Source organism: Diplocloster hominis, assembly GCF_032380655.1.
GTDB classification, from domain to species: domain Bacteria; phylum Bacillota; class Clostridia; order Lachnospirales; family Lachnospiraceae; genus Diplocloster; species Diplocloster hominis.
This window is the reverse complement of sequence record NZ_JAWDIY010000014.1, coordinates 26,834-48,707: the sequence shown is the minus strand read 5'-3', so window position 1 is coordinate 48,707 and position 21,874 is coordinate 26,834. Positions and strand designations below refer to the sequence as shown.

Annotated in this window: 16 protein-coding genes; 13 read left to right on the top strand and 3 right to left on the bottom strand. The window is 47.6% G+C overall.

All coding sequences use genetic code 11. The features are described from left to right. Window positions 1-162 precede the first annotated feature (162 nt). Entirely contained in the window at window positions 163-642 is a 480-nt protein-coding gene (locus ABC831_RS14050; RefSeq protein ID WP_343248734.1) for a GNAT family N-acetyltransferase, read from the top strand. On the opposite strand, the gene ABC831_RS14045 is transcribed toward ABC831_RS14050, so the two are convergent. Both ABC831_RS14045 and ABC831_RS14040 read right to left on the bottom strand, forming a co-directional pair. Next, entirely contained in the window at window positions 633-2,333 is a 1,701-nt protein-coding gene (locus ABC831_RS14045) for a sensor domain-containing diguanylate cyclase (RefSeq protein WP_343248733.1), read from the bottom strand. The genes ABC831_RS14050 and ABC831_RS14045 overlap by 10 nt on opposite strands. 119 nt (window positions 2,334-2,452) lie before the next feature. After that, on the bottom strand, window positions 2,453-3,706 hold the full coding sequence (locus ABC831_RS14040) for a family 43 glycosylhydrolase (RefSeq protein ID WP_343248732.1): 1,254 nt from the start codon (window positions 3,704-3,706) through the stop codon (window positions 2,453-2,455). 318 nt (window positions 3,707-4,024) lie between these two features. On the opposite strand from ABC831_RS14040, the gene ABC831_RS14035 reads away from it, so the two are divergent. The 7 genes from ABC831_RS14035 to ABC831_RS14005 all read left to right on the top strand — a co-directional run bounded on the left by ABC831_RS14035 (window position 4,025) and on the right by ABC831_RS14005 (window position 13,121). Beyond that, complete coding sequence (locus tag ABC831_RS14035; protein ID WP_343248825.1) at window positions 4,025-5,029, top strand: LacI family DNA-binding transcriptional regulator; 1,005 nt, start codon at window positions 4,025-4,027, stop codon at window positions 5,027-5,029. Between the two features lie 148 nt (window positions 5,030-5,177). Then, complete coding sequence (locus ABC831_RS14030; RefSeq protein ID WP_343248731.1) at window positions 5,178-6,818, top strand: ABC transporter substrate-binding protein; 1,641 nt, start codon at window positions 5,178-5,180, stop codon at window positions 6,816-6,818. Between the two features lie 245 nt (window positions 6,819-7,063). After that, window positions 7,064-7,927: a carbohydrate ABC transporter permease gene (locus tag ABC831_RS14025; RefSeq protein WP_343248730.1), complete on the top strand. Its 864-nt coding sequence runs from the start codon at window positions 7,064-7,066 to the stop codon at window positions 7,925-7,927. A gap of 1 nt (window position 7,928) precedes the next feature. Further along, on the top strand, window positions 7,929-8,765 hold the full coding sequence (locus tag ABC831_RS14020) for a carbohydrate ABC transporter permease (RefSeq protein ID WP_343248729.1): 837 nt from the start codon (window positions 7,929-7,931) through the stop codon (window positions 8,763-8,765). A gap of 4 nt (window positions 8,766-8,769) precedes the next feature. Then, the gene (locus ABC831_RS14015; RefSeq protein ID WP_343248728.1) at window positions 8,770-10,068 is read left to right on the top strand and encodes an MFS transporter; all 1,299 of its coding nucleotides are present in this window, start codon (window positions 8,770-8,772) and stop codon (window positions 10,066-10,068) included. Window positions 10,069-10,102: 34 nt separating this feature from the next. Continuing rightward, window positions 10,103-11,851, top strand: coding sequence for an alpha-L-rhamnosidase-related protein (locus ABC831_RS14010; protein ID WP_343248727.1), 1,749 nt, complete (start codon window positions 10,103-10,105; stop codon window positions 11,849-11,851). A 94-nt stretch (window positions 11,852-11,945) separates the two neighbouring features. Then, a complete protein-coding gene (locus ABC831_RS14005) occupies window positions 11,946-13,121 on the top strand; it encodes an MGH1-like glycoside hydrolase domain-containing protein (RefSeq protein WP_343248726.1) in 1,176 nt (391 codons plus the stop codon). Between the two features lie 119 nt (window positions 13,122-13,240). Here the strand turns inward: ABC831_RS14005 and ABC831_RS14000 are convergent, their stop codons facing one another. Next, on the bottom strand, window positions 13,241-15,652 hold the full coding sequence (locus ABC831_RS14000; RefSeq protein WP_343248725.1) for a response regulator: 2,412 nt from the start codon (window positions 15,650-15,652) through the stop codon (window positions 13,241-13,243). A gap of 281 nt (window positions 15,653-15,933) precedes the next feature. On the opposite strand from ABC831_RS14000, the gene ABC831_RS13995 reads away from it, so the two are divergent. The 5 genes from ABC831_RS13995 to ABC831_RS13975 all read left to right on the top strand — a co-directional run bounded on the left by ABC831_RS13995 (window position 15,934) and on the right by ABC831_RS13975 (window position 21,873). Beyond that, window positions 15,934-17,430 carry a GntR family transcriptional regulator gene (locus tag ABC831_RS13995; RefSeq protein ID WP_343248724.1) on the top strand — a complete coding sequence of 499 codons (1,497 nt, stop codon included), beginning with the start codon at window positions 15,934-15,936 and terminating at the stop codon, window positions 17,428-17,430. 816 nt (window positions 17,431-18,246) lie between these two features. After that, window positions 18,247-19,224, top strand: coding sequence for a trypsin-like serine peptidase (locus tag ABC831_RS13990; RefSeq protein ID WP_343248723.1), 978 nt, complete (start codon window positions 18,247-18,249; stop codon window positions 19,222-19,224). 23 nt (window positions 19,225-19,247) lie between these two features. Continuing rightward, window positions 19,248-19,601, top strand: a complete 354-nt coding sequence (locus ABC831_RS13985) for a hypothetical protein (protein WP_343248722.1) — start codon at window positions 19,248-19,250, stop codon at window positions 19,599-19,601. A 441-nt stretch (window positions 19,602-20,042) separates the two neighbouring features. Then, a complete protein-coding gene (locus ABC831_RS13980) occupies window positions 20,043-21,278 on the top strand; it encodes a nucleotidyltransferase (RefSeq protein WP_343248721.1) in 1,236 nt (411 codons plus the stop codon). Window positions 21,279-21,369: 91 nt separating this feature from the next. Beyond that, complete coding sequence (locus ABC831_RS13975; RefSeq protein WP_343248720.1) at window positions 21,370-21,873, top strand: SEC-C metal-binding domain-containing protein; 504 nt, start codon at window positions 21,370-21,372, stop codon at window positions 21,871-21,873. The last annotated feature ends 1 nt before the right edge of the window (window position 21,874 follow it).

Genomic DNA, 21,874 nt, shown 5'->3' with positions numbered 1-21,874 from the left:
GACAAGCCCGCTTGTACATTTTAAAATGATATGCAGACAGCTCCAGATGCGCAGAAAGGCTGCCAGAAGCAAAACATGCCGCGTAATCATGAACGAATATACAGAAAAGTAAGGATAAATAAGAAGAAACCAGGACAGCACAGCTGCAGAAAAGAGGAATTTATGGAGATTCGAAAAGCCACAATCAACGATCTGGATACCATTGCGTTACTATTCCAGGAAGCGAGAAGCTTCATGGCGGAGAGTGGAAATCCCCATCAATGGGGAACAGCCTATCCGCCAATGGAGCTGATCCGTGCCGATATAGAGGAAGGAAACAGCTATGTATGTGAGAACGGCGGGGAAATCGTCGGAACCTTTTATTTTAGAAAGGGAGTGGAGCCGGCTTACCGGAAGATCTATGAAGGAAGCTGGATCAATGAACAGCCCTACGGTGTCATTCACCGGATCACCTCAAAACGAGGGACCAAAGGCGTAGCTTCCTTCTGTATTGGATGGTGCTGTGAGAAGTGCGACAGCATACGGATCGATACCCACAGGCAGAATATCCCGATGCAGCGGGCCCTGGAAAAGAATGGTTTCACACGCTGCGGAGTGATTTATCTGGAAAACGGTTCTGAGAGAATCGCTTATCAAAAATAACGCAGACACCCGTTGCCGCCGTTGTGCTTCACTTCGTACAGGGCTTGGTCGGCTTTTTTATAGAGTTCCTCAAAAGTGGCTGCATCCAACGGATAAGTGGACATGCCCAGACTGATGGTAATCTGGCGTGCAAGGCCGGTCAATTCGGTCAGACCGCAGATCTTGGCGCACAGCCTGTCGGCAATCTTAAGGGTTGCTTCCGCAGAGGATATATTTACCACAAAAACAGCAAACTCATCACCACCCATCCGGGCGAACAGATCCGAGGAGCGGAATTCATCCGGCAGGATGGTGGCAATATTCTTCAGCACCTCGTCTCCCTGTACATGGCCCATCGTATCGTTGATGCTTTTGAAATGATCGATATCAAACAAAAGAAAAGCATACCGGCCGGCGGGATACTCCTGAAGAATACGCTCCACGCTGCGCTGGAAGGCCATGCGGTTGAGCAGGCCGGTGAGAGAGTCCCGCATAGCCTGATCCTGGAGCACCGTAGCCGTCTGCTTGTAGTCATTGATATCGCTTAACAGCCCGATCGCGCGGATGGGTTTATGATTATCTCCGAAAATGGTGGTGACCCGGTTCCGGCACCATAGGTAAGAACCATCTGCGCATTTGGCCCGGTATTCCGCTTCCGCATAGGATTCCCCGTTTAGAATCGAATCTATCATCCTGTTGACCTGCGGTTTGTCCTCTTCATAGATGATATCGTAGTCTGTCAAACTTCGCACCGGAAGGTCCGCAGGGGGCATGAAGCCAAACATCTTCTGGTACACCGGGGAAAACTGGATGCGGTCATGAATCAGATCCCAGTCAAAAACAGTCTCCTTTGTCTGCTCAGAAATAATCCGGTAGCGTTCTTCATTCAGGGCAACATCCAGCCGCTGCTGGCGCTCATCGGTTATATCCTTGATAATTCCCTGCAGGATCGATGCGGGCTCATTGGGATCACTCAACCGTGAGCCTGTGGCCCACATCCACCGGATTTGACCGTCCTTGGTGATTATCCGGTATTCTAAGCCCACGCATTTGTATTCGGATCCGGTAAATGCCTCGGTCCTTTCCATGAGATAAGCCCGATCATCCGGATGCACAACACAAAGATACTGATTTTTTATATCTTCGCCGGCAAATTCTTTTTGTGTGTATCCAATCTGGCGGTAAAATTCGTGATTGGCGAACTGTATACAGATACCGTCGCCTATGGAGGCCCGGAGCACACCGGCCGGGATATTGTTGAGCAGATTTTTCAATTCAATCTCTGTTTGTTTGGTGTCGGTAATATCGAAGAAAAAGACATCGATGGTCCGTTCCGGACCGGAATGATTGATGCGGGCGCAGTGGGCAGAATTCCAGGCGATGGTGCCGTCCTTTTTTCGAATTCGGTATGTAATCCGGATAGGTTCATCCCGGGAAAGATTTTCGATCGCGGATGCGATCACAGGCAGATCCTGTGGCAAAACAAGATTAACCCCTTTTCGGAAGAATGGAGCTTCCAGGCTTTCGGCCTCGGAATATCCAGTCATGCGGTAATAACCCTCGGAGGCGGCGATAATCCGCATTCCGTCATCCACTGCCAGCCGGGCAGTACCGCCGTTTACTGTGTTAGTCAGCATTTCCACTTCCAATTTTGCCTTCGCCAACTCGTTCAATGCCTGTTCATAGGCTTCCTCTAAACGTTCCCTATCCATAACATACCACCTTGCCATAAGGTTTTCTGATCCACGGATGATGGGGCGGACACTCTCCGCAGTCTCTTTATTTAAGTATATTTTAGCGCATTTATCTTCAGATGGCAAGGAAGGGATTCTCAGTCTCTGTAAAAGCAGAATTCCTTCACGTCCATAAGCCGTCTCTTACGGTCATTTCCCCGGAAGACCAGATACAGTGTCTTTACTCCGGTGACGGGAATTAGGGGACAGCGGAAGGTGCGGTAGATATCCCAGCTTCCGGTGGGGGTGACCAGGCAGGAACCCAGCAGCAGAGAGTCGGCCCAGATTTCTACGGTTCCGCCGTTGATGGCGGCGGCCGCTGTTATGGTAAAGCTTTGAGGGGCGTCAAAAGAAAGGTAGCGGTAGGCTGCCCAGCTGCCATTGGTGGCGTGGCTCAGGATTTCGGCTGTGTTATCCGCGGTGGGGGTAATGAAGGGACCATGCATCACCTGGCAGGCGAGGGCCGCAGAAATAGGAGTATCGGTAGTGAGGGGGGGCTTGGCACCCTGACTGGTCATGGGGACTTCGGCTATGTATCCTTGTTCGTCAAAGAAAATGGGTTCTATGCATACACGGCGGTTGAACTTAGAATTCTGGGAGGAACGATGGTAAAATATGTACCACTGGCCCTTGTATTCCGTCATAGAGCCATGATTGTTCCAGGTATTGGGATCACAGTTCATGTTGTCAATGATGACACCGCCTTTTTTATAAGGACCGAGGGGAGAGTCGGACATGGCGTAGGATATACAGGTAGCCTTACCTCTGGAAATATCGGTGTATAACAGATAGTAGATGCCGTTCCGCTTCCTGATCGAGATGCCTTCATGGAAGCCGTGCTGTTTCTCATCTATGATGCAGGTGTCCAGGGTGGATACGTCCAGGGTTTTCATATCCGGGTTCAATTTTGACCCGCGTAAATGAAACTGTCCCCAGAAGTAATAGGCCTGTCCGTCGGTATCGATAAACACTGCGGGATCGATACTGTCCCGGTCGGCAGGGGTGATCGGAACCGGGTCATGGAAAGGGCCCGCTGGGCTGTTGGATACGGCGACTCCTTCATAGGAACCGGTCATGCAAAAGTACAGATAGTAGGTTCCGTCCCGGTATATACAGTCCGGTGCGTACAGAAGATGTCCTTCGCAAGCCCAGGGAATATCCTGGCTGCGCAGCGCAGTGCCGTGATCTGTCCAGTGGACCAGGTCATCGGTGGAGAAAACGTGCAGGATATCGGAACAATAGGTCGTTTCCTGGCTGATGTCATAAGAACCGTAAACATATAGGCGGCCGTCAGGCATGACACGCGCTTCAGTGTCCGGAACAAAATGCCGGATAGGTAATAATGGATTCATGGTTTGTTTCTCCTGTTTTATAGAATATTTCATCACTGATATAAGATGAAAGTAGCATGGCGCAGGAAAAAAGTCAATAAAAATATACACGTGTAAAATTCCGTTGACAAAAATTTTGTAAAATGCTATGATAAATGCAATACATAACAAAAAATACATAAATATATTCGATTGAAAGTTTGAAATCATACAAAATCACGGGAAATATTTCATGAACACAAGAATTATAGAAAGAATTATAGAGGAAGCAGATACTTCTTTTCTTTTTTACAAAAATTTACACGCATAAATTATTGAAGGACGGTGACGATCTTGAAAGTGACGAGAGCGGATGTGGCAAAGCTGGCGGGAGTATCTTCCGCGACCGTATCAAATGTATTGAACGAGAATAATAAAGTAAAGGAAGAGACAGCAGTCCGGGTCAGGGCAGCGATTAAGGAACTGGATTACCGGCCGGATATGATCGCCAGGAGTATGGTAATGAAGAAAACCATGCAGATCGGCATCGTGCTGGAGAATATTTCTAATCCATTCTTTGGGGATATTGTCAGAGGTTTCGAAAGCGCGGCCAATGAGAAGGGATATTTTGTAAATATCTGTACCGGTTTTAATAAATTGGACGATTATTTTGACAATTTTATTATCCGGCGGCTGGACGGTGTGTTTGTCACGGCGATACCATATAAGTTCAAGATCGAAAAACTATACCATCTGGTGGACAAAGGGATCAAAGTGATCGTCAGTGGTAATGTGGGCGCTGATTTCAGGAAAGTGTCCTCGATCGAAAATAACCATATGGAAGCCATGCATATAGCGATGCAGTACCTGTATGACCTGGGTCATCGGAATATTGCTTACCTGAGCGGATTGGGAAGGAATCTCCCTTATGACTTGAGAAGTATCGGTTACCGGGAGATGGTGGAAAAGTTAAAGCTTCCCTGCAAAGACAGCTTGCTGTTTGACGGGAAATTTCCTTATTCCACTGATATGATGGATGGCTACCACTATGCGAATGAATTATTGGACTCAGGAAGGGAATTCACAGCGGTCATCTGCGTCAATGACCTTATGGCGTTAGGAGCCATGAAGGCGTTGAAGGCGAGAGGACTTCGGATACCGGAGGATGTATCGGTGATGGGATTCGACGGGATCGCCTACGGACAGTACTGGGAGCCGACGCTTACGTCCATGTCCATGGATAAGATTCAGTTTGGGAAGAAAGCCTTCGAACTGCTCTATACAAATATGAGCCGCGGCAGTACGGGATATTTTCAAAACGATCTGGAACTGGTGGAAGGGCAGTCAACTGCAAAATGCAGATGATATAAAAAAGAAACGGGTGGCAAATATAGCTTAAGGAGGCGAAAACTGCACGCACTGTATCATGGGACCGGTGGAACGATTACCAAGTAAACCAGTGGCGGAAGAAAGACAAAATGCGATAAGCCCGTAAGAGAAAAGGAGAAGAAAAATGAGAAAAAGAAACCGAAGCTTAGCTTTTTTGTTAGTGGGGGCTATGACCATATCAACCATGCTCGCGGGCTGCAATAATAAAAGCGAAGCGCCAGGCGCAGACACACCGAAGGAAACGGCAGGCACGGCAGAACAGACCGGGGCACCGGCAACGGCTTCGGATACGGCCTGGGACAGTTCTAAGGAAGATACCATTGTATTGAGCGTTATCAACAACTACTATACGGCAGGACAGAAAAAGCTGGCGGAGGAATACATGGAACTTCATCCGGAGACGAAGGTTGTGGTGGACGTTGTGTCGGATAACGATGCATATATGACTAAGATGCAGACTGCGTTCAGCGCAGATCAGAATGATGCGCCGGATATCGTACATGGTAACTTTGTGGTAAATGCATTGACGGCCAGCAGCTGGAACGTGGCATTTGAAAAAGGATATCTGACGGATCTGGCTCCCATGCTGGATGAAGTCAATCCTTATAACGACGGGAAACTGGTCCGGGACGTATTTGACCCCAACGACCTGGCCATAGCACTGAATAAAACAGGCGGATCGAAAATGGGAATCCTGCCCTTTGATAAAATCGGTATCGCATTCTTCTACAATAAAGATATCTTTGAGAAAGAAGGGGTGGCGGTACCCCAGACCTTCGAGGATCTGATCGCGGCCTGTGAGACATTCCAGGCCAAAGGATACCAGAACCCGATCGCAGCCGGTCTGGAATCCAGCTGGTTCTTAAATTCCATCGCGGACTCCGGTTACCGGGCCATAGAAGATCAGTTCCTGACACAGCCCGGAGATGCCGTGTGGGATGAAGCGACCATGAAAGCCAATGAGGGATTCAAATGGGATCCCAGCGATCTGAAATGCGATAAAGACATCGTCAATAACGATGAGAGAATCGCTATGTACCGGAAAGAAAACAGTGTGAACACCGAACTGAACAAGACAGTATGGGATACCTTCAGCAAGGTCGCAAAATTCTTCCCGGAAAACTGGGTGGGAGTGGACAGCGGCCAGATGATCACCGACTTCGAGATGGGGAATTCCCCCATGCTGCTGCAGGGCAGTTTCAATGCCGGTAAGATCCTGGATGACATTAACCAGCTGCCGGCGGATAAGCAGTTCCAGTGGTCCACCTTCCAGTTCCCGTCTTTCAAAGATGCGCCCCAGGGATTGGAAAATACCTTGAGGGGACTCTTCGTACTGGGTAACGAGATGGCGGTCGTTCAGAAAGACAGCGAGGACCACATGGCCAGAGTCAAGGATTTCTACAAATTCTGGTATTCCCCGAAACAGGCCCAGACCACCTATGAAGAAACATTGGCGAGCGGAAACTTTATCCAGGGTCCCAGTGTAATTGCGGGAGTTACCTTAAGCGCAGAACTGCAGGAGAAGTTAGACGGCTTCGTACCGGAGGGAACCGCGCGCGACTGGGACGGCCTGACCGGATTTACCAGAGTTACCCAGGCGGATATGCCCAAATTTTATGATCTGGTGAATTCCCTGAGCAGAGGAAAAATTGATGCGGGTGAATTCCTGGAGCAGTTAAAGCCTTATTATGACAAGTATTCGGATGAGGGGATCGCAAGCGCCGGATTTGATCTGGACCCCGCGACCCTGGATACGGCGAAATAAATGACCTTTCCTGTTGAATAAATAATTTGAATAACAAATAGCTCCTGCCTTTCGCGGGCAGGAGCTATAAAAAACTGCTCTCACAATGTATTGGGACCGGTGGAACGATTACCCATAAGAGAACAGCAAGTTTATTATAGCAAATACGATGAAAAGAAGCAACTGCAAAACGGTAATACTGCGAAATGCGAAATGATAATACCGGATGCAGATAGGTCGCAGGGACTGCGGCACTGGAGGAGTTTATGAAAAAAACATTTCGTGCAAAGATGATCCCTTATCTGTTTATAGCGCCTACGGTGATTCTGCTGGCCGTATTTTCATACTATGCCATAGGGAACGCCGTATTTACCTCCTTTACGGATAAGAGCTCAAACTTTATCGGAATCCGGAACTATTTGGATGCGTTTCATGATGACATGTTTCTGACATCCTTTAAAAACCAGGTCGTGATTACGGTGGCGGCCGTATTCTTCAGCGTGTTCTTCCCGCTTTTGGCTTCGGAACTGCTGTTTTTTATCAAACATAAGAAAATATCAGGATTCCTGAGGACTGCGTTTGTCATCCCGATGCTGGTTCCCTCTATCGTTGTAATTCTGATCTGGAAATACCTGTATAACCCGAATTTTGGATTTAACACCATTCTTCAGAAAATCGGTGCCGACGGATGGATACATAACTGGCTGAACGATGAAAAAACAGCGTTGTTCGCCATTGTGCTGATCGGATTCCCCTTTGTATCCGGCATGTATTTCCTGATCTTTCACTCGGGGATCAACATGATCGGGGAGGAACTCTATGAGGCAGCCATCGTGGACGGAGCTACGAGTTGGAATGTGGTAAAAGACATTCATTTGCCCAATGTCAGGCCTTATACAAAAATCGTAGTGACCCTTTCCCTGATCAACAGCCTGTCGGGCTTCGGTCTGGTAGCGGCCACGACCAACGGAGGACCGGGCTACGCGACCATGATACCCGCTCTTCAGATGTACAAGGTAGCTTTCGGAGACGGGAACTTTGGATACGCTTCCGCTCTGGGGGTGGTCTTGTTCCTTGTGATCATACTGCTTACCATGATTTCCAGAAAATTGTTAAAGGATGGTGACTGACGTGGGAGTAAAGAGAAAAATAACGCCGGGCTATGTTATGTCCAGACTGGTTGTCATACTGCTTTTGATTACTACGGCATTTCCGTTTTTAATGCTGATGAATATGTCTTTAAAGCCCAATGTCATGATTACCAATGACTTTTTAGGCCTTCCGAATCCTGTATACTGGATTAATTTTGGAAAAGCGATGGAATTTATCTTCAAACCTGTATTAAATTCGATCTATGTGTGTGGGATTTCCCTGTTTTTCATCATTATCATCGTGGCGCTTTCGGGCTACGCGTTCGGCAGGATGGAGTTCAGGGGCAGAAAAGTGCTGTATTCCCTGATCCTGGCGGTCATGATGATCCCCTATACTTTGTTGATCATTCCGAACTTTCACATAGTAAAAGGACTGCACATTGTGGATACGTTCTGGGCTTTGATCATTCCTTACGTGGCAGGCCAGCAGGTGATGGGTATTATTCTGGCGGAATCCTTTTTCCGGGAACTGCCCGGAGATATTTTTGAGGCGGCTAGGATCGACGGAGCGGGAGAGTTCGGCATGTTCGCCAGAATCGCCATGCCGCTGTCCAAACCGATTCTGATTACTGTGGGAATCACCTCGGTGGTTGCCATGTACAATGACTATATCTGGCCCACCATCGCTATAACCGGCGGTGACGATGTCAAGACCTTCTGCCAGATCGTATTCAACAACGCGGCAGGCAAAGGGACCAATGATATGGGATTGATCGCAGCCGCATTTATCATCGGTACCATTCCTCTGCTGATCGCGACGGCAAGCTGCCTGAAATATTATGTACAAGGGATGATGGTAGGAGCCGTAAAGGGATAAACGTATGAAAAGTGAGCGTCAGAAGGAAGTGAGGCCATTGCGTCCGGAACAAAAACGGTTTCTTGCTTCCCAGGTGATGGCATCCGTATATAACAGCCTGGTTTCAGGGGTGTTGATGACAGGTTTTTTGCTGTATCTGGGCGTGGCGCCTTCAAAAGTAGGGGTCGTGCTGTCCATCCCTCTGCTGGCCAATATTTTTCAGTTAATGCTGGAACGTATCTGGTCGGGGCTTCCGGACTCCGGCAGGACCATTAACCGGATGGTGTTTGCGGGAAGAATGCTGATCCTGAGTATTATCCTGGTCCCATTGTTCCTTCCGGGCCAGGATGTGCGGATAGCAGGTACACTAAGCGCCCGGACTGCGATGGCGGGAGTAATCCTGGCATTTGCCTACACGATTGCCGCCAGTTCCGGTATCCGGTTGAATTACTGGATGGTAAATATGGTGGACGCCGATATACAGGGAACATTTTTCGCCAGACGGGACCGGATCGTGGTTGTGATAACCACCGTGCTGTCTTTCCTTGGCGGTATGCTGATTGATGAATTAAAAGCAAATGAGAGGGAATATATCGGGTTTGCTGCGGTGTTTTTTGCGGCCGCAGTGATTGCCGCGGCGGATTATGCCATTATCCGTAAGATCCCCTATGTGGAAATGCACCCGGCGCAGGAAAAGCAATCCTTTCAAAAGTATGTGGGCTGCCTTCGGTCGGACCGGAGGTTCGGGATGTTCCTATTTTACATGTTCTGGTTAAACTTTGCCATAAATATGGCAAATCCATATTATAACGCTTATATGCTGGATAAGCTGCATTTATCATTTACCCACGTGATGCTTTTGACATCGCTGCAGGTATTGATACAGATGCTCGTCGCACCGATCTGGGGGAGAATCGCCAACCGGATTCACTGGAACCGGATTCTGTTGGTTACCACTGCATCACTGGGTGTCCAGTTTTTCATATGGCCTCTCGTGACGTCACAGTCAATCGGTCTGATCCTGGTGATCTTTCTCACCAGCGGACTGATCTCCACCGGACTGGTTACCTCTCAGTTTATGATTCCCTACGATTATATAAAACCGGATCGGGCTATGGCCTATCTGGGACTGGCCACTGCGGTAACCGCCTGCGGAGGATTTATCGGGAGTTTTACCGGTTCCAGGCTGATTTCCCGGCTGGAACAGGTGAGACTTGAGATCGGAGGTATGATTTTTGGTTCCATGCAGATCAATATGCTGATTTCTGGAATGCTGATTCTGGGCTCCGTTTACTATGCCCATCGAATGCTGAAGTGGAAATAGGCGCGGTAAATGCGCTACTGGAGGAAGTATAATAATGAAAATAGAAAAAAAAGACGGTCAAAGTTTTTTGAATATAATAGAAAATAATATCCGGCCGGCTGCTGATAAGGATGTAAGAAAACGTATTTATCTGTGTCCCCGGAAAATATTGTGGCAGACCGAAGAGGAAGGCGCGCAGGTGGAAAACAGCAGTGCGCTGCTGCTGGACCGGTCGGTCCAGATCTCTTTGGAGGCCAAGAATCCCTGTATTCTGAGAAACAACGGGAAAAAGGCAGGCGTACTGCTGGACTTTGGTGCGGAGATCCACGGGGGGATTATCATATCCGCGTGGAAGGAAAATAAAGGAACGGGGGCGAAAGTCAGGGTCCGTTTCGGTGAATCTGCGATGGAAGCCATGAGCGATATCGGAGATGATAAAAATGCCACGAATGATCACGCCAATCGGGATATACTCACGAATATAGGCAGCATGAGCATGACGCCGGTGGGGGAGACGGGATTCCGCTTCGTACGGCTTGACCTGATGGAAGAGCAGGCGGAACTGGTCTTGAAAACCGTGAAGGCAGTGCTGATCATCAAGGATGTTCCATATCGGGGAAGCTTTCAAAGCAACGATGAGCTGCTGAACCGGATCTGGTATACAGGGGCCTATACGGTACATCTGAATATGCAGGACTACATCTGGGACGGGATTAAACGGGACCGGCTGGTGTGGGTCGGAGACATGCATCCGGAGATCACTACGATACAGGCGGTATTCGGTTCCGATTTAAGTATCACCCGGAGCCTGGATTTCGTAAAAGAGGAGACGCCGCTGCCGGGATGGATGAACGGCTACCCTGCTTATTCTATGTGGTGGATACTGATCCTCCATGATTATTTCCTGCACACCAATGACCTGGAATACTTAAAATCCAACCGTGATTATCTGCAAAGACTCAGTGATCAGCTCTCAGAGGCCATCGATGAAAACGGCAAAGATACCACCCCTCAGATTCGTTTCCTGGACTGGCCTTCCCATGCAGACACTGTGGTGGTGGATGCCGGACTCCAGGCACTGCATACCATTGCGACGCAGAAACTTCAGAGAATCTTTCAGATCCTGGGAGAGAAAGAATATGAACTGCGCTGCGGGGAAGACCTGATCAGACTTAAAAAATATCCGTCTGATTATAAAGAGTCCAAACAGGCCGCCGCTCTTCTGGTCATGGCCGGACTCCTGGACGCTGATACCGCCAACGAAAATCTGCTGAAGGCAGGCGGGGCGAAGGGAATGTCAACTTTTATGGGATATTATATTCTAACCGCCCGATCTATGGCGGGGGACCTGACGGGATGTTTGGACTGCGTCCGGGATTACTGGGGGGGAATGCTCCGCCTGGGGGCCACGACATTCTGGGAGGATTTTGATGTGGAATGGATGGAGCACGCGGCTCCGATCGACAGCCTGGTCGAAAACCCGGAGGAGGTGGACATTCACGGAACCTTCGGGAGATACTGTTACAAAGGTTACCGGCACAGTCTCTGCCATGGATGGGCATCGGGTGTCACACCCTGGCTGACGGAGAACGTACTGGGCCTGAAAGTGCTGGAGCCCGGATGCAAACTGATCGGGGCGGAACCGAAACTGGGCGACCTGAAATGGGTGAGAGGAAGCTTTCCCACTCCTTACGGTGAGGTCTGCATTTCGGCCGGACAGGATGAGGACGGTACGATACATGCCAGTGTGAGCGCGCCGGATGGAGTTAAGATCCGGAAAATGCCGGGAATCTGCTGGGAATAGGAGATTATATGGAGAGAATAGATCATACAATCATAGACCAGACTGAGCGCAGGGATAGGCAGATGATGAAGCAAATGAAAAAAGGAAGGGGCAGATGATGGAGCAAATGGAACAAACGATGATGGAGAAGATTGCGTCAAGCCTGACCGAAAAAGAACGTATACGGATTAGGGAGCTGATGGATCACGGTTTGGCGGTAAATGAGGAAACGGGTCTTTCGTATTATACGGGCTATGCCAACACGACACTATATGATTGGGATCAGTATTTTGAAGGAATCGTACAGCTTTATATGGGTCAGGATACGGTGCGTATGAGAAATGCGGTCCTGATTTACTTAGCCTTCCAGCAGGAGGATGGATTCACCAAGAGAGCGATACAAAACGGTTATTCCGGAGAAGAGGATTTCGAAATGGTAAAACCGTTCCTGTCCCAGATTACGCTGTTGTGTCTGCGCCATGACGGGCATCTGGACTGGCTGGAAGAAGAAAATTACAGGAAACTGCAAAGATCCCTGGATTACTGGCTGTATGCAAGGGATCCGGATAATAATAATCTGTCCTATTGGAGAAGTTCTGTGGAAACCGGCATGGACGATCAGCACGAGCGGGCCGGTGTATGGCGGTCTGATTATTGTGAAGGAGTGGACCTGAACTGCTACCTGTACAGGGAATGTCTGGCATTCGCGGATATCTGCAGATATTATGGGGATCAGGAAAGAGCCGGGAAGTATCGTCTGATCGCAAACATCAGAAAAACAGCAGTTCTGACGATGTGGGACGAAGAGGACGGTTACTTTTATGACCGGGATATGCGGTCCGGCGAAGCGATCCGGGTCAAATCCGTATCCGGACTGCTGCCGCTATGGGCCGGGATCGCTGAGAAAGAACAGGCAGGCCGGCTGGTTGAGCAGCATATTCTGAATCCAGAGGAATTCTGGCGTCCTTATCCGCTGCCTGCGTTGGCGGCATCCGAGCCTTACTACAGTCCGGTTCACCTGGACACAGATATCGGCTGCAATTGGCGGGCTAATACTTGGGTACCGACAAACTATATGGTCATGCACGGCCTGTTGGCTTATGGGTATCCGGATATTGCGTTGACGATTGCGGTTAAGACCCGGGAACTGATTGAAAAATCCGGCGACCGGGAATATTATATAACCGAAACCGGAGAAGGAACGGGACTGAACCCATTTTGGGGCTGGTCTTTGCTGGGATATTTTATGAAAGAGGAGTGCAGGAGCGGATATAATCCGATGAACTTGTAGTTCACCCCGGAGTGCTGGTTTACTGTCTGGGACGTTGTGAAATAATTGCTGCCGATTTTGGAAACAGGGCCAGTGCCTTAAAGGCAATGGCCCTGTACTTTACTATAATCATTTCATTGTCATTTAATATCTTTCAAGCATTTCCCCAGTGTCCGGTACAGTTCTTCCACATCAATAGGTTTTGCCACATGGGCGTCCATACCGGCGGCCAAAGCTGCATCCACATCTTCCCGGAAGGCGTTCGCGGTCATGGCGATGATAGGGATCGTGCCGGCATTGGGGCAGGCACAGCGGCGAATCGCCTTGGCCGCCTGGTATCCGTCCATCTCCGGCATCTGGATATCCATCAGAATGGCGTCGCAGGTTCTTCCTTCAGAGCTGAGAAACCAATCGACGGCTTCCTTTCCAGTGTGAGCGCTGTCCACGTCCGCACCGGCCATACTCAATATTTCCACGGCAATTTCCAGATTCAGATCATTGTCCTCCGCTACAAGGATTTTTCTTCCGGCCAGCGAATTGGATTTGATCAATGCGTGAGGTTTGGGAAGGGGGGCTCCCATTTCGGTTGCGCTTATCAAAGCGTTATACAGGGAGGATGCGAACAGCGGCTTCGAGAGGAAGAGATTAGCGCCAGCCTCCCTGGCAGCTGTCTCGATCTCACCGTAATCATAGGCTGTCAGAATGATAATGAGGGTATCCGATCCGACGATCCGGCGGATCTGGCGTGTGGTTTCGACGCCGTCCATCTCCGGCATCTGCCAGTCAATGAGGCAGATGTCGTAATTTTCCCCTGCGTCATAAGTCTGGCGAATCTCCGCAACCGCCTCCCTGCCGCTTTGCACCCATTTGGGCTTGATGCCGAATTTATCCAGCAGCAGGGTCGCATAGGTACAGTCATCCGGGTCATCATCGCTTACCAGGACACGCAGAGTGCCCATGGCAGGATAGGTCAGAGGCGGCTGCCTTTGGGATACCCCAAAGGGAAGCTCCACCGAAAAGGTAGTGCCTTTGTCCGGCACACTTCTCACAGAGATGGTACCGTCCAAAAGACCGACCAGATTCTTAGTAATCGGCATCCCAAGTCCAGTGCCGCCAATGGTGTTTTCCTGTTCAAACGGCTGATAGAGCCGTTCTAAAAATTCTTCGCTCATTCCCCGGCCGGTATCACTGACAGTAAAACAAAGCTTTATGCTGTTGTCGCGCCGGTCCAGCCTTTTTACCTCCAATTGTACCTTTCCATGCTCCGGTGTAAATTTCACCGCGTTGGACAGGAGATTGATTAAGATCTGGTTGACCCGCATGGAATCGCCCAGAAGCTCTTCCTCCTCCATGTCCTGCACGGACACTTTGAAGTCGATTCCCCGCGCGGCCGCCTGCGTATAGATGATCGTGGAGACGGAATCCAGTACTTGTTTGAGATAAAAAGGCGCCCGATTGATGGTCAGCTTGCCGTCCTCGATCTTGGACATATCCAAAATATCATTAATGAGAGCCAGCAGATGTTTGGAGGAGAAACTGATCTTTTCCAGGCAGTCCTCAATGCGGGCCCGTTCATCCAGATGGGCCGCGGCAATGGTCGTCATGCCAATGATGGCGTTCATCGGCGTGCGGATCTCGTGGGACATACGGGACAGGAAATCCCGCTTGGCGGAATTGGCCTTCTGCGCACTGAACAGGGCATCCTGCAGCTGCTGTTTCTGCTCCTGAAGCTTCTCCTGCATCTGGCGCAGCTCCGTCAGATCGGTCACGTCGATATAGGTCAGAAGATAGACCGGAGAGCCATCGATCCAGTCTACACAGTCGCCGTTGGCCTGCATGAAGAGAGATTTTCCCTCCCGGTTTTGGAGGCGGGCCAGAAAACGGACATGTTCGCCTCTTTGAACCTGCTCCATCTGTGGGATAATCGATTCCTTGTTGGATTCCACATTCATCCGGAAAAGCTGATCGTCCACAGAACGGGTTTGAGTGGTCCCAAAAAACTCTGTAAATTGTTTATTTGCCTCCAGAAGATCAATATGGAGATAATCCCTGATCAGGTACTTTGCCACGAAGCCGGGGATATTGTTGTAGGTAATGGACTGGGCCTGCTGCATCTTTACCGTGTCATCGATGTTAACCAATACGGAATAGGCAACCGGATAGCCGTCGAACATGTTTTTGGTAATCACACCGTGCAGCTGTACCCAGACATGCCCGCCGCCCTTCACCGGCATCCGGGTAGTCAGGCTGTACTCTGTTTTTCCCGTTTCTATGGCATCCAGCACGACTTCCTGAATTTTACGAAGCTCTTCCTCGTAATGATGGTATGGATAATAGAGGTCCGGGCGGTTATGGAATAAAGCCTCATATTCCTCTTTGGGATAACGGATCAGCTGATAGTAAAAGGCGTTACTCCAGATGGCAGTAAAATGCTCATCCAGAATATGTTTGCTGACGCTGACCTGCATGGTGTTCATCAGCAGTTCATAATCCTCAGAAACATCACCGCCGGTCAGTTCCACCCCATAGTTATTTTTCAATGGTTGAGCCATATGCAGCCTCCTTATTTAAGAAATTTCCCAAAGGCCCTTGCCCGTGTCATGGGCAAAGGCTCTTAAAAGAAATCGGTATACACTTTCCTTACTCACTTACCAATAAAGTATATCAAAACAAAATACAAATAGCAACTGTACAAGTATAGGATTTATCCAACTATATAGGTTTGAAAAATAAGGGTTTGTGAGAAAGTATCCGGTATATACCCAAAAATATACAAAAAAGAGGTTTTGTGTGATATAATTTGCTTGATTTTAAATCAAAGGGAGGGATTTCAATGCCAAAAGGAAGAGCATTACAGCAAATTATATATGAGCTGCTGAAGATGCAGATCGAGTTCGGGATGCATCGCTGCGGGGATTCTCTTCCTACGATCAAAGAGGCGAGTACCTATTTTTTGGCTTCCGTTGATACCGTGCGTCTTGCATACCTGCGGTTAAAAGAAGATGGTTATATAACCTTAAGAACCTGTGTGGGAGCCACGGTAAAGATTCAATACACGGACGAAGAAATCCGTCAGAATTTCCGGCAATACTTTTCCTGCCGGAGGGAGCCGCTGCTCGCTTTTGCACAGTCGGCAGGGATGCTGGCCAATTTTGCACAATGGTTCGCGTTAAAGACTGCCACCCGGGAGAATCTCGATGAGCTGGAACGGCTCTCCAGAATAAAAGATATAGCACCGATATACAGGATGTCCCGTCAGCTTCAGCTGCTATATAGTCCGCTGGGCAACGATATGCTTTTACAGCTATTATGGCATTTATTCCTGTTCTTTCAGGGACCATTGGTCAGTATCCGTCAGAACTTACCACCGATAAACGCTGGTGTCAGCCCTCTTTTGGACAGTATCCGGGCGGTTCGGGAAAAAGATTGGGAAGCCCTCTGGAATGCCGGGGAAGCGAGCACGGAGAAATATTACGAAGGTCTGCACACTTTCTATCATAAATACATCCCCCAAGAGACCGGGGGCGAACAAATTGGCTTTAGCTGGAATCTTTATAAAAAGACTTCTCAGGTCTGCTATTCCCTGTGTACAGAATTATTGATAGCGATCCGCGAAGGAGTCTATCCTGCCGGAGATTACCTGCCCCCGCCTCAAACACTGGCCCTGGAAAAACAGGTCAGCCTCAATACTGTCCGCCGGACCATAGCGCTGCTTAATAAGCTCGGGGCTACGCAATCGGTCAACGGAGTGGGTACAAAGGTGCTGTCGTCTCTGGACAGTGCTGAGAACTGCGATTTAACAGACCCTTTGATTCAAAAACGGTTGCTGGAATTTTTACAGAGTTTCCATATTTTAGCCTTCTCCTGCCGTGACTGCGCTCAAATCACTTTAAAATCCATCAGCAGCCATTCCCGCAGCCAGTGGATAGAAAAGCTGGAGAAAATCAGGCGATCCGATAGTTATAACATTTTGCTATATACCATCTATGAATTTATATCTCATAATGCCCCGTATCCGCTAATCTGTACAGTATATACCGAGTTGGCGCGCCAGCTTTTCTGGGGATTTCCTCTGTGGAATCTGCATGGGGATCGGAAGCAGACGAACCGCTATTTTCTTCCTTATCTGGAGTCGATGATTGACTTCCTGGCCCGTGCGGACGCGGCCGGCTTTTCCGCCTGCCTGGAGGAACTGCAGATAGCGGAGACCGGTTATGTCGCTCGCTATTTAAGCGGTCTGGGTATTCAGGAAGTGGAAGCGATAGTCCTTCCCCAGAGAGAAGATTCCCTACAGAGAAGATCCTTTACGGAATTAAAGTCGTTTCAATAGCCTGGAGGAGCATGTCAGCGGTAAAAAGGCAGGACAATCAGGTGATTCTCTCACTGATCAGCAGGAGTTCAGACAGAGAATGCCATAGGTGAGAAAATCCGGCGGTAAGAGTATTACCCGATTTTGAAGGGACGGTTACACAATTAAATGCGCCTTCTGGAATAATTTTCGGTACCGATACCAGGGCACAAGGTCATAAAGCGTTAGGTACTTACCGTTTCTGCCTGCGCCATTATGTTAGCGTCACAGGTAACATCACAGCAGTATGCCTTTTTTTCTTCTTTCTTTTTTCGAAACAGTACAATTTTAATACCTCCTATAATTAGATTAGCAAAAATTGAAACGTATTAAACAGATAGCCAACGATGATAATGCCCAGCGTACAGATACAGATGAATTTTCAGAAGTATTGAAGGTTCTCTCCGAACTGGTGGTGAAATGATTTAGTGATCATTTATTTGTATATGTGTGGTTTATATTACCTCTATTTAAGAGGGAGAAATATTTGATCTATCAAATGATTAATTTTTAATGGTAATGAAAACTATGGTATGGGAAAATAATAAAATATGATACAATAAGGAACAAGGACTTTGACAATTATTGACATTTTAAATGATTCATGGTGGTATAATATATATAACAGTTAACTTTCTGCTATTCGTATACCTCTTATCACTATACATTCACTTGATTTATTTTGCTAAATAAATTAAAAGAATGAGGGGAAGTGATAGGGATGGTCTGATATCTTTACAAATTCTGAAATGGTATCATTAAACTCAAAAACTAAATAGTGGAAAGGATTGTGATATAGTGAAGAAGAAATCATGGATGTCAATTGTTTTTAGTGTTGTACTTATGATGTCTTTAGTGTTAAATTCTATTGGCGCTTTTGCAGCAACTCGAGACGTTCCGCTTGTTTCGCTGATCACTTGGAATCTATCTGATCAGCAAGCGTTCAGACAGAGTATGCCATATGTGGGAACTTCGGCGGTAAGAGTATTACCTGATTTTGAAGGGACGGTTACACAATTAACCGCGTCGCCTAGAATAATTATCGGTACCGATACCAGGGTACGAGTTCATAATGCATATCAAACGAATCCTTATTCCAGAATTGGACGTGTAGTTATTACATATGATACTCCCGAGGGTATTCAATCTTATAGTGCTACGGGTTGGTTGTTCGGTAAAAATGTGATTATGACAGCGGCACATGCTGTATATAGACATGAATTTGAATCTTTTCCAACATCCGTGAAATTTGAACCGGCACGCAACGGGGATGAAATATCGTATCCAGATGTAAATATTACTGATGTAATTGTTCCACAAATTTATATTGATCAAAAAGAACGTAATTTGCCTCGAGTCAGACACGATTATGCTATTTTAATTGCTGATCAAGATATTGGGCTACAGTACGGATACTTTGGTGCTCGTTACCAAATGGGAAGTTTGGTTGACAATGGTGGTCTAGTCACAGGTTATCCCGGTGATTTAAGTCAAAATGGGGTTGAACTCTACAGAGCTATGGGCATGATTGTAGCGGATAACGGGCAGATCCTAGATCATACCGTGGATACAGCAAATGGCGATAGTGGTGCTCCATTATATGTTTACTGGGACGAAAATGGTTGGGTTGCATTAGGTGTTCATGTAGGTGAAGCAATAGAGTATAGTAACCGTAACTGCGCAGCTCGGATAACAACAGAATTGATTGAAGTAATGTATCAGTATCGGACAAATAACGTTGACCCTGGTGAACCTTATGTGTTAGGTACTCAATGAAATTTAGTTCACAAGGAGATGATATGAAAAAAAGTTTAGCTTACACAATACTCTTTTTGATAGGATTCTGTTTAGTTGTTTATGTAACATTAACTATAAAAAATTACATGAATCGTCCTAAATATTCAACTATGGTATGCCAGATTACAGAGTATAACAGTGTTGAAATTATGGTAAAGGACGTAAATAAAAAGAATTCTTTTTATTCGATAGGAATGAACGAATTGGATATTAGAAATGAAGAGAATACTCGAATAAGCTTATCAGAAAGTGATGTGGGGCGGCTGGTTAAAATTCAATACAGTGGTACTTATGAAACTCAACCTGCGATGTTTGCATTAATTAAAAAAATTATTTTATTAGATAGTAGTCAATAAATATAGGGGACTAATAAAATGGTAAACTTTATTAGTCCCTTATAATATTTATTATTTGAACTTTTATTAACTTTTGCTCGTACAAACGGCGAAACCCTTGATAAATCAAGGGTTTCGCTTAAAAAAGGGGAGGATAAGTATTAATTTGTCTTTCGTATTTCCCGCTGCCTAAAGGGGGGGATGCGGCAGCGGCAAAGAGCATACGCAATTGTTAATCTACAAACAACCTGGCTTCGCTGCCAAATCATCTGTGAGATTAATCATATTATAGGAAGATTTTTTGACTTTTATACAAAAGTTGTAAAAAAATTTAAAAAATTTATTTTTCCCCGCGTTGACAGTATAAATAGAAAGAAATAAGATAATAACATCTCAGATCATTTTCCACGGTTCAGGATCTTTGTATCCTGAGCCAATCGGACAGAAATGGAGCGGGTAACCATGAAAACGGTAGGAATCATCGCGGAGTACAATCCATTCCACAACGGCCATCTGTACCACCTGCAAGCTGCCAAAGAAAAAACCGGGGCCGACTATGTGGTCGTCGTCATGAGCGGAAACTTTCTTCAGCGCGGAGTTCCTGCGCTCATAGATAAATATGCCCGCAGCAGGATGGCGCTGTTAAACGGTGCGGACCTGGTGATCGAGCTGCCGGTCTGTTACGCCACCGGCAGTGCCGAATACTTTGCCTCCGGCGCCGTTGCACTTCTGGACAAACTGCACGTGGTGGACTATCTGAGCTTTGGCTGCGAGACGGAGGATGATACCCTTCTTGGCAGGGCAGCTGCCATCCTGGCGGATGAACCGGAAGAAGTATCCAACCGGATACGGTCCGCATTAAAGGAGGGGCTGACCTATCCGGCCGCAAGAAGCCAGGCCCTTACCGCCTGCCTGGATAGTCCAGAGCTTGCCTGCGTATTGGAACAGCCGAATAATATTCTGGCCCTGGAATACCGGAAAGCGCTATATAATAGAAACAGTTCGATCATTCCCATATCAGTAAAACGCATCAGCGCCGGATACCATGACAGATCCATAGACCAGCCGATCTGTTCCGCCACCGCCATCCGGGAGACCCTGCACAGCGGCGGAGCACCCGATGATTTCAGAGACCAGGTTCCGGAATCTGTATTTGAAATTCTGGAACAGGAATATAAGACCACCTGTCCAATCTACGAGGATGATTTTTCCTCCATGTTAAAATACAAACTGCTTTTGAGAGGACAGCCGCCCATCAGTGAATATCAGGATATTTCCAGTGATCTGTCGTCCCGCATCCAAAAGGAACTAAACCATTATAAAAGCTTCAGTTCCTTTGCGGACCACATCAAGACCAGGCAGCTGACTTATACCCGTGTCTGCCGTTCCCTCCTCCATATTCTGCTGGAGATCCGAAGTGACGACGTGGCCGACTGGGTACACAACGGGTATATTGGCTATGCCAAAGTCCTTGGCCTGCGCCGTTCCGCCCGGGATCTGCTGTCCGCCATCAAGGAAAGAAGCGAGATTCCCATGGTTACCAAGTTATCCGGAGCCAAAAGCCAGATGGATGAGAAGTTCTACCGGATGCTGGAACAGGACATCTGGGCATCCGATGTCTACTACACCGCGGTCACGGATAAATACGGAAAAGATTTCAGGGGAGAGCTGAACCGTGAAATATCTTTTGAAAAATAAGGTAAAATGGTATATACTATAACCGTTAATCAAAATCAAATCTTATGACGGACCTTAGGCCGCTCATAGGAGACACGAAGGAGTAAGAAATATGGGATTATTAGATCAGTGGAGAGACAGGGCATACGATCAGAATGCCGACAAAGCAAAATTACAGGATTTCTGGACCGAGTACTTCCAGATTGAAAAAGGAATCTATGAGCAGCTCCTAGACGCCCCGGACACCGCGGTAACCGGAACCGTCAAAGAACTGGCAGAAAAATACGAGATCGATGTTATGACTATGGTAGGATTCCTGGATGGAATCAACGACAGCTTAAAGACTCCTAATCCGATTGAGGAGATGGAAGAGGACACCCAGGTCAGCCTGGAATTCGACAAAGAAAAGCTCTATAAAAATATGGTGGACGCTAAGGCAGACTGGCTCTATGAACTGCCCCAGTGGAAAGAAATCTTTACCGAGGAACAGCTAAAGCAATACTATAAAGAGCAGAAGGCAGCCCAGACATTCCGCCGTGAAGGCCCCAAAGTCGGCCGAAACGATCCCTGCCCCTGCGGAAGCGGAAAAAAATACAAGAAATGCTGCGGAAGATAAG

Excerpts from the sequence above, each read along its gene's own strand:
- ABC831_RS14050 (WP_343248734.1), top strand. The coding sequence starts at position 163 with ATGGAGATTCGAAAAGCCACAATCAACGATCTGGATACCATTGCGTTA.
- ABC831_RS14045 (WP_343248733.1), bottom strand. The coding sequence starts at position 2,333 with ATGGATAGGGAACGTTTAGAGGAAGCCTATGAACAGGCATTGAACGAG.
- ABC831_RS14040 (WP_343248732.1), bottom strand. The coding sequence starts at position 3,706 with ATGAATCCATTATTACCTATCCGGCATTTTGTTCCGGACACTGAAGCG.
- ABC831_RS14030 (WP_343248731.1), top strand. The coding sequence starts at position 5,178 with ATGAGAAAAAGAAACCGAAGCTTAGCTTTTTTGTTAGTGGGGGCTATG.
- ABC831_RS14025 (WP_343248730.1), top strand. The coding sequence starts at position 7,064 with ATGAAAAAAACATTTCGTGCAAAGATGATCCCTTATCTGTTTATAGCG.
- ABC831_RS14015 (WP_343248728.1), top strand. The coding sequence starts at position 8,770 with ATGAAAAGTGAGCGTCAGAAGGAAGTGAGGCCATTGCGTCCGGAACAA.
- ABC831_RS14010 (WP_343248727.1), top strand. The coding sequence starts at position 10,103 with ATGAAAATAGAAAAAAAAGACGGTCAAAGTTTTTTGAATATAATAGAA.
- ABC831_RS14005 (WP_343248726.1), top strand. The coding sequence starts at position 11,946 with ATGATGGAGCAAATGGAACAAACGATGATGGAGAAGATTGCGTCAAGC.
- ABC831_RS14000 (WP_343248725.1), bottom strand. The coding sequence starts at position 15,652 with ATGGCTCAACCATTGAAAAATAACTATGGGGTGGAACTGACCGGCGGT.
- ABC831_RS13995 (WP_343248724.1), top strand. The coding sequence starts at position 15,934 with ATGCCAAAAGGAAGAGCATTACAGCAAATTATATATGAGCTGCTGAAG.
- ABC831_RS13985 (WP_343248722.1), top strand. The coding sequence starts at position 19,248 with ATGAAAAAAAGTTTAGCTTACACAATACTCTTTTTGATAGGATTCTGT.
- ABC831_RS13980 (WP_343248721.1), top strand. The coding sequence starts at position 20,043 with ATGAAAACGGTAGGAATCATCGCGGAGTACAATCCATTCCACAACGGC.
- ABC831_RS13975 (WP_343248720.1), top strand. The coding sequence starts at position 21,370 with ATGGGATTATTAGATCAGTGGAGAGACAGGGCATACGATCAGAATGCC.